The following is a 15,944-nucleotide window of genomic DNA, read 5'->3' as shown; positions in this document are numbered from 1 at the left end:
TGAGCGATCCTGGTATGGCGCCGCAACGGAGTTTCCCGGCCCCCATAAGCGCCCATAGGCACCCTTGTGCGAACCCGCGTAAGGGTCTTGGGTGGGACGAGCGACTGTCGGTCCGGCCCTCAGGACCCGGACCGGCGGCATGGATGGAATCTCAGGAGGATCCCGACATGTCCGATTCGGTGTGTGACTGTACGGAGCCCCGCCGCTCCACCGTCACCGAGGCCGAAGTGGAGGCGCTGGTCCGCGGCATCTGCTTCAAGACCGGACCGCCCCGCTTCCTCGGTGTGGAGCTCGAATGGCTCGTCCACGAGCCGCGCGATCCGCGGCTTCCCGTACCACCAGAACGTCTCGAAGCGGCCTACGCCGCGCTGCGGGCCCTGCCCCTGAGTTCGGCGCTCACCGTCGAACCGGGCGGCCAGCTGGAGCTCAGCTCCGCACCCGCCGCCTCCCTGATGGAATGCGTCGGGTCCGTCTCCGCGGACCTCGACGTCGTCCGCGCGGCACTGCGCGAGGCGGGTCTCGCCCTCAGCGGGGTGGGCCAGGACCCCTGGAACGAACCCACCCGGTTCCTCCATGAGCCGCGCTACGACGCCATGGAGGCGTGCCTCGACCGCACGGGCCCCGAGGGCCGCGCCATGATGTGCTCCTCCGCCTCCGTCCAGGTCTGTCTGGACGCCGGGTACGAGGAGCCCGGACCGCTCGGTCTCGGGCGGCGCTGGTGGCTGGCCCACCAGCTGGGCGCGGTGCTGGTGGGCGCGTTCGCCCACTCCCCGATGGCGCGGGGCAGGCCCACGGGCTGGCGCTCCACCCGGCAGTCCCTGTGGACCGCGATGGATCCGGGCCGCTCGGGCGCCCCGCCCCTGGACGGCGACCCGCGGGCGGCCTGGGCGCGGCACGTCCTGGACGCGCCGGTGATGTGCGTACGGGCACCCGACGGCCCCTGGCACGTGCCGGACGGGCTCAGTTTCCGTGCGTGGACCCGGTCCGACGCACCCCCCGGCCGGGAGGACCTCGACTACCACCAGACGACCCTGTTCCCGCCGGTGCGTCCGCGCGGGCATCTGGAGCTGCGCATGATCGACGCGCAGCCGGGCGACGACGGCTGGATCGTGCCGCTGGCCGTGACGGCGGCGCTGTTCGACGACCCGGAGGCCGCCGAGACCGCCTACCGGACGGTGAAACCGCTCGCGGAACGGGCCGGGTCCTCGCCCGCCCCGCACAACCCGCTGTGGACGGCCGCCGCCCGCTCGGGCCTGGCCGACCCCGAGCTGCGGGAGGCGGCCGTCGTCTGTTTCGCGGCGGCGGCCGACGCGCTGCCCCGGATCGGCGCGAGCGCCGGGGTGCGCAGGGCGGTGGCGGAGTTCACCGACCGCTATGTGGCCCGCGGCCGCTGCCCCGCCGACGACCTCCTCGACCGCTTCGCCGGCGACGGCACAGGCCACCCCTACGACGGCACGGAACGCCGGCCCCACGGGAAGGACATCCGCCCATGACCGATCCCGGTACCGACACCACGTCCCTCGACCCGGAGGCGCTCAGGAAGCGGGCGCTGACGGCCCTGCTCACCGCCCGTGAGCGCACCGCCCTCCTCACCTCGTGCGTCGAGGACCCCGACCTGACCGCACAGCACTCGCCGTTGATGTCCCCGCTGGTGTGGGACCTCGCGCACATCGGCAACCAGGAGGAGCTGTGGCTGCTGCGGACGGTCGCGGGCCGTGCGGCGATGCGGCCCGACATCGACGGCCTGTACGACGCGTTCGAGCATCCGCGCGCCGAGCGGCCCTCCCTGCCCCTGCTGCCGCCCGCGGAGGCCCGCCACTACGCCGCTGAGGTGCGCGGACGGGCCCTCGACGTCCTGGAGAGCACCGAGTTGCGGGGCACCCCGCTGACCGAGGCCGCTTTCGCCTTCGGCATGGTCGCCCAGCACGAGCAGCAGCACGACGAGACCATGCTGATCACCCACCAGCTCCGCAGGGGACCGGTGGCCCTGACGGCGCCGGACCCGATGCCCGCGCCCGCGTTCACCGGCCCCGCCGAGGTGCTGGTCCCGGGTGGCACCTTCACGATGGGCACGTCCACCGAACCGTGGGCACTCGACAACGAACGGCCCGCGCACGCCCGTCTGGTGCCGCCCTTCTGGATCGACACCACCCCGGTGACGAACGCGGCGTACCAGGCGTTCATCGCGGACGGCGGCTACGGCGACCCGCGCTGGTGGGCGCCGGAGGGCTGGTCGCACATCCGGGCGCACTCCATCGAGGCGCCGCTGTTCTGGCGCCGCGACGGCTCGGACTGGCTGCGGCGGCGCTTCGGCGCCACCGAGGTCGTACCACCGAACGAGCCGGTTCTGCACGTCAGCTGGTACGAGGCCGACGCGTACGCGCGCTGGGCGGGGCGGCGCCTGCCCAGCGAGGCCGAGTGGGAGAAGGCCGCCCGCCACGACCCCGAGACGGGCCGCTCGACACGCTACCCGTGGGGCGACGCCGACCCCACGCCCGAGCACGCCAACCTCGGCCAGCGGCATCTGCGGCCGGCTCCGGCCGGCAGCTATCCCGAGGGCCAGTCGCCGCTCGGTGTACGGCAGTTGATCGGTGACGTGTGGGAGTGGACGTCCAGCGACCTGCTGCCCTACCCCGGCTTCAGCGCCTTCCCGTACCGGGAGTACTCGGAGGTGTTCTTCGGGTCGGAGCACAAGGTGCTGCGCGGCGGCTCGTTCGCGGTGGACCCGGTGGCCTGCCGGGGGACGTTCCGCAACTGGGACCTTCCCGTCCGGCGGCAGATCTTCTCCGGGTTCCGCACCGCTCGCGACGCCCGCCCGGACGGCGCCTGATGTGCCGGCACCTGGCCTACCTGGGTCCCGAGGAGCCGCTCGGGCGGCTCCTCGTGGACCCGGCACACAGCCTGTACCGCCAGTCGTGGGCGCCCCGGCGCCAGCGGTACGGGACCGTCAACGCCGACGGTTTCGGCGTCGGCTGGTACGCCGGGGGCGACCCGGTGCCCGCGCGCTACCGGCGCACCGGGCCCGTCTGGGCCGACCGGTCCTTCGCCGACCTGACGCGGGTGGTGCGCTCGGGCGCGCTGCTCGCCGCGGTGCGTGACGCGACCCTGGCGGGCGCCGACGGTGAGGCCGCGGCGGCGCCGTTCGCCGCGGGCACCTGGCTGTTCAGCCACAACGGCGCGATCGCCGGCTGGCCGCGCTCCCTGGCCCCGCTCGCCCGGACACTGCCCGCCGAGGACCTGCTGTCGATGGAGGCACGCTGCGACTCGGCGCTCGTCTGGGCGCTGCTCCTGAACCGGCTGCGCGGCGGCGACGAGGAGGGCCAGGCCCTCGCCGACACGGTCCTCGACGTCGCGGCGGCGGCCCCCGGCTCGCGCCTCAACCTGCTGCTCACCAACGGGGAGGTGATCGCCGCCACCGCCTGGGGCGACACGCTCTGGTACCTGACCGAGCCCGGCCGGCGCACCGTCGTCGCGTCCGAGCCGTACGACGACGACCCGCACTGGCAGGAGGTGCCGGACCGCACGCTGCTCGCCGCGAGCCGCACGGACGTCCTGCTCACCCCGCTCAAGGAGATCGACCAACCCCCGGCATCCGCGACACCGGCATCCGTGACACCCGAGGAGCCCCGTACGTGAGCCCGTTCCTGGTCACCCGCACCCTGCCCGAGGACGCCACGGAGGCCGCGCTGCGCGCCGATGTCCTGCACGGGCTGACCCACACCCCGAAGACCCTCCCGCCCAAGTGGTTCTACGACGCGCTGGGCAGCGAGCTCTTCGAGCGGATCACCGCACTGCCCGAGTACTACCCCACCCGCGCCGAGCGCGAGATCCTGGCCGCCCGGGCCCCGGAGATCGCCGCGGCGACCGGTGCCCGCACCCTGGTCGAGCTGGGCTCCGGCTCGTCCGAGAAGACCCGGCACCTGCTCGACGCGCTGCCCGCCCTGCACACCTACGTACCGGTGGACGTGAGCGGGAGCGCGCTGACGCAGGCCGGTGAGGCGCTGGCCGCCGAGCGTCCCGCGCTCGACGTGCACGCGCTGATCGCCGACTTCACCGGAGGTCTCACGCTGCCCGGTACGCCCGGGCCGCGGCTCGTGGCGTTCCTGGGCGGCACGATCGGCAATCTGCTGCCCGCCGAGCGTGCCTCGTTCCTGGCGTCCGTACGGTCGCTGCTGTCGCCGGGAGACGCCCTGCTCCTCGGCACGGACCTGGTGAAGGACGCGTCGGTGCTCGTCGCGGCCTACGACGACGCGGCCGGTGTGACGGCCGCGTTCAACAAGAACGTGCTGAGCGTCGTCAACCGTGAGCTCGGCGCCGATTTCGATCCCGGCCGGTTCGCCCACGTCGCCCGCTGGAACGCCGAGGAGGAGTGGATCGAGATGCGGCTGCGCGCCCTTTCCGCGCTGACCGTGAAGATCCCCGCGCTCGATCTGGCCGTCGAGTTCGCCGAGGGCGAGGAGCTGCGGACCGAGGTGTCGGCGAAGTTCCGGGAGGCGGGCGTACGCGCGGAACTCGCGGCGACGGGACTCGAACTCACCCACTGGTGGACGGACACCGGGGGGAGGTTCGCGCTGTCGCTGAGCACGGCCCGGTGACCGGGCCGGACCGGGGCCCGCGATGACCCGGGGCTCCCGGGCCCACATCTCGCGGTCCCCCGCCCCGTGGGGCACCGTGGAACGACACGTGGCACACGGGCCACGGCGGAGAGGAGCAACCCGCATGACCGACCACACCTACCGGGTCACCGAGATCGTCGGGACCTCGCACGAGGGCGTCGACCAGGCGATCCGCAACGGGATCAGCAGGGCCTCGCAGACCCTGCGCAACCTCGACTGGTTCGAGGTCACCCAGGTCCGCGGGCAGATCGAGAACGGGCAGGTCCAGCACTACCAGGTGGGCCTGAAGGTCGGCTTCCGCCTGGAGGACGCGGACTGACGACCGCCCCGCCCCATGTGACGACAGGACCGGTCCCTCCCGCACGCCGGAGGGACCGGTCCTGTCCGTCAGGTCCGCCCCTCCCGCTCCTGCGCCGCCTTCAGGGCCGCCGACGCGGCCGCCCAGCGTGCCCGTACGACCCGGAAGCCGGCTCGTTCGGCGTCCTCGCACACCAGCTCGTCGTCGTCCACGAACACCCTGATCCGGCGGCCCCGGGCCAGCGTGCGCAGGACCTGCAGCTTGGTGCGCCGGGCGGGCCTGCGGTCGTCGTCGCGGCGCATCCGCACGGGGCCCCCGGGCAGCCCCTGGGCGGCGATCCATGCCTCGGTGTCCTTGCGGCAGCGCTCGGGCCGGCCCGTGAGGTAGAGGATCTCGCACTCCTCGGCGTGCTCCCGTACCAGCGCCACCCCCTCGGCCAGCGGCGGGTCGTCCGGCGCCGCCGCGAAGAAGGCGTCCCAGTCCCGCGGGCTGCGCTCCAGGAACCGCTGCCGGTGCGCGGTGTCGGCGAGCGTCCCGTCGAGGTCGAAGACGGCGAGCGGCCTGCTGTCGTTCGTCACACCGCCCACCTTAGGACGCCCCTCTCTCCTGCCGCTTCGAGGCCCGCAGGCTGGTGAAGGTCGTCACCGCGAGCACCAGGACGATGAAGCCGAGCGAGAACGGGATGCCGATCTCCGGGACGTGCACCCCCGACTCGTGCAGGGCGTGCAGCACCAGTTTGACGCCGATGAAGCCGAGGATGACCGCCAGCCCGTACGAGAGGTGGACGAGCCGCTTCAGCAGGCCGCCGATGAGGAAGTACAGCTGCCGCAGGCCCATCAGGGCGAAGGCGTTCGCGGTGAAGACGATGTACGGCTCCTCGGTCAGGCCGTAGATCGCCGGGATGGAGTCCAGGGCGAACAGGACGTCCGTCGAGCCGATCGCGAGCATGACCACCAGCATCGGCGTCATCACACGCCTGCCGTTCTGCTCGACCCACAGCTTGGTGCCGTGGTAGCGGTCGGCCACCCCGAAGCGCCGCTCGACGGCCTTGAGCAGCTTGTTCTCCTCGTACTCCTCCTCCCCGTGACCCTTGCGGGCGTCCTGTACGAGCTTCCACGCGGTCCAGATGAGGAACGCCCCGAAGAGGTAGAAGACCCAGGAGAACGTGGAGATGATTGCGGCGCCGGCCGCGATGAAGACGGTGCGCAGCACCAGCGCCACCAGCACGCCCACCATCAGCACCCGCTGCTGGTACTGCGCCGGCACCGAGAACTTCGCCATGATCAGCACGAAGACGAAGAGGTTGTCGACGCTCAGCGCCTTCTCCGTGACGTACCCGGCGAAGAACTCGCCCGCCGGGCCGCCGCCGGAGACGACCAGCAGGCCGGTACCGAACGCGACGGCGAGGGCGATCCAGACGGCGCTCCAGATGCCGGCCTCTTTGAGGGAGACCTCGTGGGGTGTGCGTCCGACGAGGAAGTCCACAGCGACGAGCGCGCAGAGCACGGCGACGGTCAGCGCCCACACGCCAAGGGTGACGTCCACGGTTCCTCCGGGGGCCGGTGATGCGAATGACAGAACGAAACCACCTCCGGCGGGAATCCCGGGGCTCCCCCGCTGTTGAACCTCGTGTGAGCTCAGTGATCGCGTCGACCCGTTTCTCCGTCCTCGACCGCTCCCGCACCCGGGAAGGTCACACGGCGCCCGAGGCGCTGCGTGACACCGTGCGGCTGGCGGGGGATCTGGAGCGGCTCGGCTACCACCGGGTGTGGGTCTCGGAGCACCACGGCGTGCCGGGGGTCGCCGGCTCCGCGCCGACCGTGCTGGCCGCCGCGGTCGCCGCCGCGACGCGCACGATCCGGGTGGGCACGGGCGGGGTGATGCTGCCCAACCACCAGCCCCTGGTGGTGGCGGAGCAGTTCGGTGTCCTGGAGTCCCTGTTCCCCGGCCGCATCGACATGGGCCTGGGCCGTTCGGTGGGGTTCACGGACGGCGTACGGAAGGCGCTGGGCCGGGACAAGGACGTCGCGGACGACTTCGCGGCGCAGCTGGACGAACTGCTCGGCTGGTTCCGCGGCACGTCCCCGACGGGTGTGCACGCGCGCCCCGCCGAGGGCCTGGCCGTCCCGCCGTTCGTGCTGGCCATGGGCGAGGGCGCCACGATCGCCGCCCGGGCCGGGCTGCCGATGGTGATCGGCGACCTCAGGAACCGCGAGAAGATGCGGCGCGGCGTCGACCACTACCGCGAGACGTTCCGGCCGTCGGCCTGGTCACGGGAGCCGTACGTCGTCATCTCGGGCACCGTCGCGGTCGCGGCGACCCCCGAGGAGGCCCGCCGCCTGCTGCTCCCCGAAGCCTGGTCGATGGCGCACTCGCGCACCCGCGGCACGTTCCCGCCACTGCCGCCCGCCGAGCGCGTCGAGACCCTGCCGATGACGGACAGGGAGCGCGGCTTTTACGAGTCGGGGCTCACCGGCCACATCGCCGGCACCGAGGACCAGGTGACCCACGAACTGGAAACGGTGCTCAAGGAGACCGCCGCCGACGAGGTCCTGGTCACGACGAGCACGTACGACCGCGAGGCGCTGCTGGACTCGTACCGCAGGCTGGCGGCGGTCGCGGACCTCGGGACCGCCCGGCCGCCCGGGACCGCCCCGCGACCGCACGACCCGCCTCAGGGCCAATAGCTCTTCCGCAGCCGGGACTTGGCGAGTTTCCCGGTGGGCGTCCGGGGCAGTTCCGCCGTGAAGTCCACGCTGCGGGGTGCCTTGTAGTGAGCCATGCGGGCGCGGACGAAGTCGAGGAGTTCACGTTCGAGGGCGGGGCCGGGGGCCGCGCCGGGGGCGGGCTGGACGACGGCCTTGACCGCCTCGCCCATCTCCGCGTCCGGTACGCCGACGACCGCGACGTCGGAGACCGCGGGGTGCAGGGTGAGGCAGTCCTCGATCTCCTGGGGGTAGATGTTGACGCCGCCGGAGATGACGGTGAACGCCTTGCGGTCGGTGAGGAAGAGGTAGCCGTCCTCGTCGACGTGTCCGATGTCGCCGGTGGTCGTCCAGTTCGGGTGCTCCGGGTGCTGGGCCTCCCGGGTACGCGCCTCGTCGTTGTGGTAGCGGAACGGCAGTTCGTCGCGCTCGAAGTACACGGTCCCCGTCTCGCCGGCGGGCACCACCTTGCCGTCGTCGTCGCAGATCCGCAGCTCGCCGAGGAATCCGCCGCGGCCCACCGTCCCGGGCCTGCGCAGCCATTCGTCGGGGCCGGCGAAGGTGATCCCGTTGGCCTCCGTCGCCGCGTAGTACTCGTACAGGACGGGGCCCCACCAGTCCATCATCCGCCGCTTGACCTCGACCGGGCAGGGCGCGGCGGCGTGGACGGCGACCTTGAGCGACGACACGTCGTACGCGTCGCGCACCTCGCGCGGCAGCTTCAGCATCCGTACGAACATGGTGGGCACCCACTGGCTGTGCGTGACCCGGTGCCGCTCGATCGCCGCCAGCGCGGCCTCGGGATCGAAGGAGCGCAGTGAGTCCATGAGGACGACGGTGCCGCCCGTCGCGGTCACCACCAGGCAGAAGCGCAGGGGCGCGGCATGGTAGAGCGGGGCCGGGCAGAGGTAGACGGAGTCCTCCCCGAAGCCGTACATGGGCTGGAAGATCAGCTGGGCGACGGACATGGTCTCGCGGACGTCGCCCTCGGGAAGTGTCGGCGCGATGCCCTTGGGCAGGCCGGTGGTGCCGGAGGAGTAGAGCATGTCGGCGCCGCGGGGCTGGTGGTCCGGGGGCCGGGGCGAGGCGCCGGCGAGGGCGCGTTCGTAGGAACCGTCGTCGAAGTCCAGCCGCAGCCGGGGTCCCGGCGCCGACTCCGCGATCGTCCGCCCGAGTCCGGCGAGCGGCGCGGCGACGACGAGTGCCTTCGCGCCGCAGTCGCGGACGATGTAGGCGGCCTCGCCGGCGGTCAGGTGGTGGTTGACCACGGTCAGGTAGAGGCCGGAGCGCAGTGCCGCCCAGTAGACCTCCAGGACGCGCGGGTCGTTGTCGGAGAGGAGCGCCAGATGGTCGCCCACGCGCAGTCCGGCGGACCGGAGATGGTCCGCGAGCCGCAGGGAGCGGTCCTCCAACTGGCCGTAGGTGAGGGCGCGGCCGCCGTCCGCGGTGACGACGGCCGTCCTGGCGGGGTCGTACGCTCCGGGGTACATGCGGGGACGGTACCCCGGTCCGGTGACGGACCGTCAGAGGTGTGCAGGGGCTTGCCTGTTCGCGCGCACCGGGGGATGTGCGGCACACGCCGGGCCGGTCGTGACCGTTTCGGCGGCCCGGGCGAGTGTCCGCCGGTCGGGGGCGCTGCCCGGCGGCAGCACCGCACGGACGTCGACCTCGGCGACGAGGCCGCGGGCCGACACGACCCGCCACACCGAGGCGAGCAGCGAGTCGCTGCCCACGAACGCGGGTGCGGTGGCCGGCGCGCCCCCGTCGTGCCGGTAGTGCAGGCGCACGGGCTGGACGGCCGCGTCGGCGTCGAGGGCGGCCTGGAAGGCGGCCCGGCGGAAACGGCCCTGTGCCCGGCCGCACCAGGTGCTGCCCTCGGGGAAGACCACGACCGCCCCGCCGCCGCGCAGGGACTCCGCGATCCGTCCGACCGTCGCGGGGAGGGCGCGCAGCCGGTCGCGTTCGATGAACAGCCCGCCGCTGCTCGCGATGAGCGCCCCGGCCACCGGCCAGTGCCTGATCTCCGCCTTGGCGAGCATCCGGCCGGGGCGGACGGCGGCGAGCAGCGGGATGTCGAGCCAGGAGATGTGGTTGGCCACCAGCAGCAGGCCCCCGGTGGGCGGCGCCGCGCCGGTGGTCCGTAGGCGTAGGCCCGCGGTGCGCACGATCGTCCGGCACCACACCCTGATGAGCCGGTCGCGCGGCCCGGCCGGGACCCGCCCCACGAGCGGGATCAGGGCGATGCCGGTGGCGACCACGAGGAGCAGCGAGACGAGCCGCAGCACGGCGAGCGGTACGGCGGTGCCCGCCCGCGCGGACTCCACGCAGGCCCCCGGGGTGCAGGGGGCGCTGGGCAGCCAGGCGCTCACGGGCACCGCGGGAGAAGGAGCCGCCGGGGCCGCCGCGGCCGGGCGGGACCCGGCCGGCGTCCCGCCCCGGCGCGGACTCGGCACCTTCACCGGACCGGCGCCGGTACCAGTGCCGGGGCCCGTGCCTGTTCCGAGGAGCGCCGCGGTGCCCGCGCCCGGCCCGGCGAGGGTCGCAGCGGCGCGCCGGGGACGCAGGAGCACACTCATGCGGGGCGCGCTCATCACGCGGGCACGAGGGAGAGGAAGTGCCGCAGATAGCGCGGATTGACCCGGCGCATCGACAGCAGTACGTACAGGTCGGCGACCCCGAAGTCCGGGTCGTGCGCCGGCTCCGCGCAGACCCAGGCGCCCAGGCGCAGGTAGCCGCGCAGCAGCGGGGGGAGTTCGGCGCGGGCGGGACGGGTGACGCCCTCGGCGCTCCAGGGCAGCAGCGGCCGTACGCGGTACTCCTCGGGCGCCAGGTGCTTGTCCCGCACCCGGTCCCAGGTGCCCGCGGCGAGTGTTCCGCCGTCGGCGAGCGGGACGGAGCAGCAGCCCGCCAGCCACTCGTGGCCGCGGTCGGTCATGTAACGGGCGATGCCGGCCCAGATCAGACCGATGACTGCACCGTCGCGGTGGTCGGGGTGGACGCAGGAGCGGCCGACCTCGACGAGGTCCGGGCGGATTCCGGCGAGCGGGCCGAGGTCGAACTCGCTCTCCGAGTAGAGCCGGCCCGCGACGGCGGCGCGCTCGGGCGGCAGGAGCCGGTAGGTGCCGACGACCTGGCCGTTCGTGGTGTCGCGCACGAGGAGGTGGTCGCAGTAGGCGTCGAAGGCGTCGATGTCGAGGCCCGGCCGGGGGGTGGCCAGCAGGGCGCCCATCTCACCGGCGAAGACGTCGTGGCGCAGGCGCTGTACGTCCCGGACGTCGGACTCGTCGCGGGCGAGGGTGACGGTGTAGCGGGTGGGTGCCGTCGACAGAGGGGGGCTGTCGAGCATGGAAACGCCGGTCATGGCTCTCTCCTGGTCACAGGCCGGATGCGGCGGAGCGGCGCGGCGGACCGCAGCGTACGGTCCGTGCGTTCCTGTTCTTCCGACCCCGGCTGACCGCCGGGCGACCCGGGGAGGGAGCCCGGATGTGAGCTAGCTGAATGCCAGGGGCCGGGCTCCGTCGCAGGGGCCGAAGGCCCGCAAGGGGCGCGGGGAACTGCGCGACCGGCCCCCACACCCGCACCCGCACCCGCACCCGACGAACGACCGAGGCTGTTCACCGAGGCGGCCGAGCGCTACCGCCTGGACGCCTTCCGCGTGGCCCGCAGCCACTCCTTGTTCATCCCGGTGATGGACATCAGCGGAATCCCCTTGGGGCAGGCAGTCGCACACTCGCCCACGAGCGTGCACCCCCCGAACCCCTCCTCGTCCATCTGCCCCACCATGTCCAGCACCCGTGTCTCGCGCTCCGGCGCCCCCTGCGGCAGCACGTTGAGATGGTTCACCTTCGCCGAGGTGAAGAGCATCGCGGCCCCGTTGGGGCAGGCCGCCACGCACGCCCCGCACCCGATGCACTCGGCGTGCTCGAACGCGAAGTCCGCGTCGGGCTTGGGCACCGGCGTGGCATGGGCCTCCGGCGCGGCCCCCGTCGGCGCGGTCACGTACCCGCCGGCCTGGATGATCCGGTCGAAGGCGGACCGGTCGACCACGAGGTCCTTGACGACGGGGAACGCGGAGGCCCGCCACGGCTCGATGTCGATCGTGTCGCCGTCCTCGAAGGACCGCATGTGGAGCTGGCAGGTGGTGGTGCGCTCGGGCCCGTGCGCGTCGCCGTTGATGACGAGCGAGCACGCGCCGCAGATCCCCTCACGGCAGTCGTGGTCGAAGGCGACGGGGTCGTCGCCCTGGAGGATGAGCTCCTCGTTGAGGGTGTCGAGCATCTCCAGGAAGGACATGTCGGCCGAGATGCCGTCGACCTCGTACGTGGACATCGCTCCGTCGGCGTCGGCGTTCTTCTGCCGCCAGACGCGCAGGGTGAGCTTCATGCGTAGCTCCGCTGGGTGGGGTGGACGTACTCGAAGACGAGGTCTTCCTTGTGCAGGACGGGCGCGTCACCGGTGTCGGTGAACTCCCAGGCGGCCGCGTAGGAGAACTCCTCGTCGCGGCGGGCCGCCTCGCCGTCCGGGGTCTGGGACTCCTCGCGGAAGTGGCCGCCGCAGGACTCCTCGCGGTGCAGCGCGTCGAGGCACATCAGCTCGGCGAGCTCTAGGTAGTCGACGATCCGGTTGGCCTTCTCCAGCGACTGGTTGAACTCCTCGCCGGTGCCGGGGACCTTGATGCGCCGCCAGAACTCCTCGCGGATCTGCGGGATGCGCTCCAGAGCCTTGCGCAGCCCCGCGTCCGTACGGGCCATGCCGCAGAACTCCCACATCAGCTCGCCGAGTTCGCGGTGGAAGGAGTCGGGGGTGCGGTCGCCGTCGACGGCGAGCAGCACCCGCAGCCGGTCCTCGGTGTCGGCCAGGATCTCCTGCACGACGGGGTGTTCGTCGTCCACGTCGTCGTCGCCGGAGCGGTGCGGGTGGCGGGCGAGGTAGTCGTTGATCGTGGACGGCAGGACGAAGTAGCCGTCGGCGAGGCCCTGCATGAGCGCGGAGGCGCCGAGCCGGTTCGCCCCGTGGTCGGAGAAGTTGGCCTCGCCGATCGCGAACAGGCCGGGGACGGTGGTCTGCAGGTCGTAGTCGACCCAGAGGCCGCCCATCGTGTAGTGCACGGCGGGGTAGATCCGCATGGGCACCGTGTACGGGTCCTCGGCGGTGATCCGCGCGTACATGTCGAAGAGGTTGCCGTACTTCTCCTCGACCGCCCTGCGGCCCATGCGCCGGATGGCGTCGGCGAAGTCGAGGTAGACGCCCTGCCCGCCGGGTCCCACTCCCCTGCCCTCGTCGCAGACGTTCTTCGCGGCGCGGGAGGCGATGTCGCGGGGCACGAGGTTGCCGAAGGCCGGGTAGACGCGCTCCAGGTAGTAGTCGCGCTCGTCCTCGGGGATCGCGTTCGCCGGCCGGTCGTCGCCCTTCGCCTTCGGTACCCAGATGCGGCCGTCGTTGCGCAGCGACTCGCTCATCAGCGTCAGCTTGGACTGGTGTTCGCCGGTGCGCGGGATGCAGGTGGGGTGGATCTGCGTGAAGCAGGGGTTCGCGAAGTACGCGCCGCGCCGGTGGGCCCGCCAGATGGCGGTGGCGTTGGAGTTCATGGCGTTGGTCGACAGGTAGAAGACGTTGCCGTAGCCGCCGGTCGCCAGCACGACGGCGTCCGCGTAGTACGTGTCGATCTTCCCGGTGACCAGGTCGCGGGCCACGATGCCGCGGGCCCGTCCGTCGACCACGATCAGGTCGAGCATCTCGGTGCGGGCGTGCAGCTCGATGTTCCCGGCCGCGATCTGGCGGGACAGTGCCTGGTAGGCGCCGAGGAGCAGTTGCTGGCCCGTCTGGCCGCGGGCGTAGAAGGTGCGGGACACCTGGACGCCGCCGAAGGACCGGGTGTCGAGGAGACCGCCGTACTCGCGGGCGAAGGGCACGCCCTGGGCGACGCACTGGTCGATGATCTCCACGGAGATCTGGGCGAGCCGGTGGACGTTCGACTCGCGTGCCCGGAAGTCGCCGCCCTTGACGGTGTCGTAGAACAGGCGGTGCACCGAGTCGCCGTCGTTGCGGTAGTTCTTCGCGGCGTTGATACCGCCCTGCGCGGCGATGGAGTGGGCGCGGCGCGGGGAGTCCTGGTAGCAGAACTGCACGACGTGGTAGCCCTGTTCGGCGAGCGTGGCGCCGGCCGAGCCGCCCGCGAGCCCCGTACCGACGACGATCACGGTGTGCTTGCGGCGGTTCGCGGGGTTGACCAGCCTGGCCTCGAAGCGGCGGGTGTCCCAGCGCTCGTTCACCGGACCCTTCGGGGCCTTGGTGTCGACGACGGGCTCTCCGGTCGAGTACTGGGCGTACTCGGTGAATGCAGAGGTCATGTTCAGTTCACCACTCCGGTCATCACGCCCACGGGTACGGCGACGAAACCCGCCGTGAGCGCCACGGCGAGCACGTCTGCGACGGTCTTGAGGGCCCGGTCACGGGTACGGCTGCCCACGCCGAGGGTCTGCGCCGCGCTCCAGAAGCCGTGCCGGACGTGCAGGCCGAGCGCGAGCACCGCGACGATGTAGACGGCGTTCCCGTACCAGGTGGAGAAGGTGTCGACCACGTTCTGGTACGGGTGTCCGGACTGGAAGCCGTTCGGGTGCACGGTGCCGGTCGTCAGGTCCAGGATGTGCCAGACGATGAACAGGCCGAGGATGACCCCGCCCCACCGCATGGTGCGTGTCGCGTACCCGGCCCGGGGTTTCCTGTGCACGTACTTCGTGGGGCGCGCCCTGATGTCACGGCGGCTGAGCTGGTACGCGGAGACGGCGTGCGCGACGACGGCGGCGACCAGGACGACGCGGACGATCCACAGCGCCCACTCGTAGTGCAGGAAGGGTTCGCCGAGGGTGCGCAGCCAGTGCGCGTAGTGGTCGAACTCCCCCGGTCCGAAGAAGATCTTGAGGTTGCCGAGCATGTGGACGACCAGGTACCCCAGCATGATCAGGCCGCTGACGGCCATCACGGTCTTCTTGCCGACGGACGAGTCCCACATGGTGCGCGTCACGGACCGTTTTCGGTCCGTCCGTGTTGCCAGAGCCATGGGAGCGACGCTACGACCGGTCGGGCCGATCGGTCCAAGACATGGTGCGGCTCGTTTCCATAGGCAACTCCTATCGTCGACGTACGATGGAAAGATGCAGTTCCAGCAGCTCCAGTACTTCGTGGCCGTCGCCGAGACCCGTCACTTCACCCGCGCCGCCGAGCTGGTCCACGTCGCCCAGCCGTCGCTCTCCCAGCAGATCAAGGCGCTGGAGCGGGAGTTGGGGGCCGGCCTTTTTCTCCGGGCGCGCGGGAACATCACGCTCACGGACGCCGGAGAGGCCCTGCTGCCGCTGGCCCGGCGCATCCTGGCGGACGCCGACACGGCCCGGCACGAGGTGCAGGAGCTGGTCCAGCTGCGCGGCGGCCGGGTCCGGCTCGGCGCGACGCCCAGTCTGTGCACGGGTCTGCTGCCGGACGTGCTCCGGGCCTTCCACGACCGGTATCCGGGCGTCAGGCTGCTGATCGAGGAGGGCGGCTCCCACGACCTGGTACGGGAGCTGGCCCGCGGTGCTCTCGACCTCGCCCTCGTCGTCCTCCCGCTGCCCACGCCGTCGCCCGCGCTGACCACGGTGGAGGTGCTGCGGGAGGACCTGGTCGTGGTGTCGTCACCGGAGGCGCCCGCGCCGGGGGGCGGGCGGCGGACCGTCCGTGTCCCGGATCTGGAGGGGGAACGGATGGTGATGTTCCGCCACGGGTACGACCTGCGGGAGCTGACCGTGGCCGCGTGCCGCTCCGCGGGGTTCGAGCCGGACTTCGCGGTGGAGGGCGGGGAGATGGACGCGGTGCTGGGGTTCGTGCGGGCGGGGCTCGGGGTGGCGGTGGTGCCGCGGATGGTGGCGGCTCGGTCGGGGCGGGGGCTGCGGGTGACGCCGCTGGCCCGGCCCGGGCTGGCCCGCACCATCGCGCTGGCCCACCGCAGTGACGTGGCCCCACCGCGGGCGGCCCGCGAGCTCCAACGCATGCTGCTTGAACGCTGAGGGGGGTTGGGGGGCGCCTTTCACTCCTGCGACCGACGCCGCAACCGACCGCGCAGTTCCCCGCGCCCTCAGAAAGCCCAGGGTCCCCCGACGGTCACGCGCGGGCCGCACGTGGCTGATCGCGCAGTTCCTCGCGCCCCCACAAAACCGGCGTCCCTCCGGTGGTCCGGCGCGGGTCGCGTGTGGCTGGGGGCGCAGTTCCCCGCGCCCCCACAAAACCGGCGTCCCTCCGGTGGTCCGGCGCGGGTCGCGTGTGGCTGGGGGCGCAGTTCCCCGCGCCCCTGAA

Annotated in this window: 15 protein-coding genes; 7 read left to right on the top strand and 8 right to left on the bottom strand. The window is 72.6% G+C overall.

The genetic code is table 11. The features are described from left to right. Positions 1-167: 167 nt before the first annotated feature. From egtA to ACFYXC_RS07780, 5 genes are all read left to right on the top strand, one after another. Positions 168-1,493 (top strand): ergothioneine biosynthesis glutamate--cysteine ligase EgtA, encoded by a 1,326-nt coding sequence (gene egtA, locus ACFYXC_RS07800; protein ID WP_389548141.1) that lies wholly within the window; start codon positions 168-170, stop codon positions 1,491-1,493. Next, positions 1,490-2,830, top strand: coding sequence for an ergothioneine biosynthesis protein EgtB (egtB, locus tag ACFYXC_RS07795; RefSeq protein ID WP_389548138.1), 1,341 nt, complete (start codon positions 1,490-1,492; stop codon positions 2,828-2,830). The genes egtA and egtB overlap by 4 nt, the downstream gene beginning before the upstream one ends. Then, positions 2,830-3,636 carry an ergothioneine biosynthesis protein EgtC gene (egtC, locus tag ACFYXC_RS07790; protein WP_388905374.1) on the top strand — a complete coding sequence of 269 codons (807 nt, stop codon included), beginning with the start codon at positions 2,830-2,832 and terminating at the stop codon, positions 3,634-3,636. The genes egtB and egtC overlap by 1 nt, the downstream gene beginning before the upstream one ends. Then, positions 3,633-4,595 carry an L-histidine N(alpha)-methyltransferase gene (egtD, locus tag ACFYXC_RS07785; RefSeq protein ID WP_389548135.1) on the top strand — a complete coding sequence of 321 codons (963 nt, stop codon included), beginning with the start codon at positions 3,633-3,635 and terminating at the stop codon, positions 4,593-4,595. The genes egtC and egtD overlap by 4 nt, the downstream gene beginning before the upstream one ends. 124 nt (positions 4,596-4,719) lie before the next feature. Continuing rightward, complete coding sequence (locus ACFYXC_RS07780; RefSeq protein ID WP_388905371.1) at positions 4,720-4,935, top strand: dodecin; 216 nt, start codon at positions 4,720-4,722, stop codon at positions 4,933-4,935. Between the two features lie 68 nt (positions 4,936-5,003). Here the strand turns inward: ACFYXC_RS07780 and ACFYXC_RS07775 are convergent, their stop codons facing one another. Both ACFYXC_RS07775 and ACFYXC_RS07770 read right to left on the bottom strand, forming a co-directional pair. Then, the gene (locus tag ACFYXC_RS07775; protein ID WP_389548132.1) at positions 5,004-5,492 is read right to left on the bottom strand and encodes a hypothetical protein; all 489 of its coding nucleotides are present in this window, start codon (positions 5,490-5,492) and stop codon (positions 5,004-5,006) included. A gap of 10 nt (positions 5,493-5,502) precedes the next feature. Then, positions 5,503-6,459: a TerC family protein gene (locus tag ACFYXC_RS07770; protein ID WP_389548129.1), complete on the bottom strand. Its 957-nt coding sequence runs from the start codon at positions 6,457-6,459 to the stop codon at positions 5,503-5,505. An 86-nt stretch (positions 6,460-6,545) separates the two neighbouring features. On the opposite strand from ACFYXC_RS07770, the gene ACFYXC_RS07765 reads away from it, so the two are divergent. Next, complete coding sequence (locus ACFYXC_RS07765) at positions 6,546-7,601, top strand: LLM class flavin-dependent oxidoreductase (RefSeq protein WP_389548126.1); 1,056 nt, start codon at positions 6,546-6,548, stop codon at positions 7,599-7,601. Here the strand turns inward: ACFYXC_RS07765 and ACFYXC_RS07760 are convergent. From ACFYXC_RS07760 to ACFYXC_RS07735, 6 genes are all read right to left on the bottom strand, one after another. Next, a complete protein-coding gene (locus ACFYXC_RS07760) occupies positions 7,589-9,109 on the bottom strand; it encodes an acyl-CoA synthetase (protein ID WP_389548123.1) in 1,521 nt (506 codons plus the stop codon). The two genes, ACFYXC_RS07765 and ACFYXC_RS07760, sit on opposite strands and share 13 nt — an antisense overlap. Positions 9,110-9,142: 33 nt before the next feature. Next, positions 9,143-9,988 (bottom strand): lysophospholipid acyltransferase family protein, encoded by an 846-nt coding sequence (locus tag ACFYXC_RS07755; protein WP_389548457.1) that lies wholly within the window; start codon positions 9,986-9,988, stop codon positions 9,143-9,145. A gap of 221 nt (positions 9,989-10,209) precedes the next feature. Next, entirely contained in the window at positions 10,210-10,980 is a 771-nt protein-coding gene (locus ACFYXC_RS07750) for a GNAT family N-acetyltransferase (RefSeq protein ID WP_389548120.1), read from the bottom strand. A 272-nt stretch (positions 10,981-11,252) separates the two neighbouring features. Next, positions 11,253-12,002, bottom strand: coding sequence for a succinate dehydrogenase/fumarate reductase iron-sulfur subunit (locus ACFYXC_RS07745; RefSeq protein WP_388905362.1), 750 nt, complete (start codon positions 12,000-12,002; stop codon positions 11,253-11,255). Next, positions 11,999-13,969 (bottom strand): fumarate reductase/succinate dehydrogenase flavoprotein subunit, encoded by a 1,971-nt coding sequence (locus ACFYXC_RS07740; RefSeq protein ID WP_389548115.1) that lies wholly within the window; start codon positions 13,967-13,969, stop codon positions 11,999-12,001. Before ACFYXC_RS07740 ends, ACFYXC_RS07745 begins: the two co-directional genes overlap by 4 nt. A gap of 2 nt (positions 13,970-13,971) precedes the next feature. Further along, positions 13,972-14,679: a succinate dehydrogenase gene (locus ACFYXC_RS07735; protein WP_388905359.1), complete on the bottom strand. Its 708-nt coding sequence runs from the start codon at positions 14,677-14,679 to the stop codon at positions 13,972-13,974. Positions 14,680-14,773: 94 nt separating this feature from the next. Here ACFYXC_RS07735 and ACFYXC_RS07730 point away from each other — a divergent pair, with 94 nt between their 5' ends. Beyond that, entirely contained in the window at positions 14,774-15,658 is an 885-nt protein-coding gene (locus ACFYXC_RS07730) for a LysR family transcriptional regulator (RefSeq protein WP_388905357.1), read from the top strand. The last annotated feature ends 286 nt before the right edge of the window (positions 15,659-15,944 follow it).

The organism is Streptomyces sp. NPDC002701, from assembly GCF_042889045.1.
In the GTDB taxonomy this organism is placed as follows: domain Bacteria; phylum Actinomycetota; class Actinomycetes; order Streptomycetales; family Streptomycetaceae; genus Streptomyces.
This window is presented reverse-complemented; position numbering and strand designations above follow the sequence as displayed.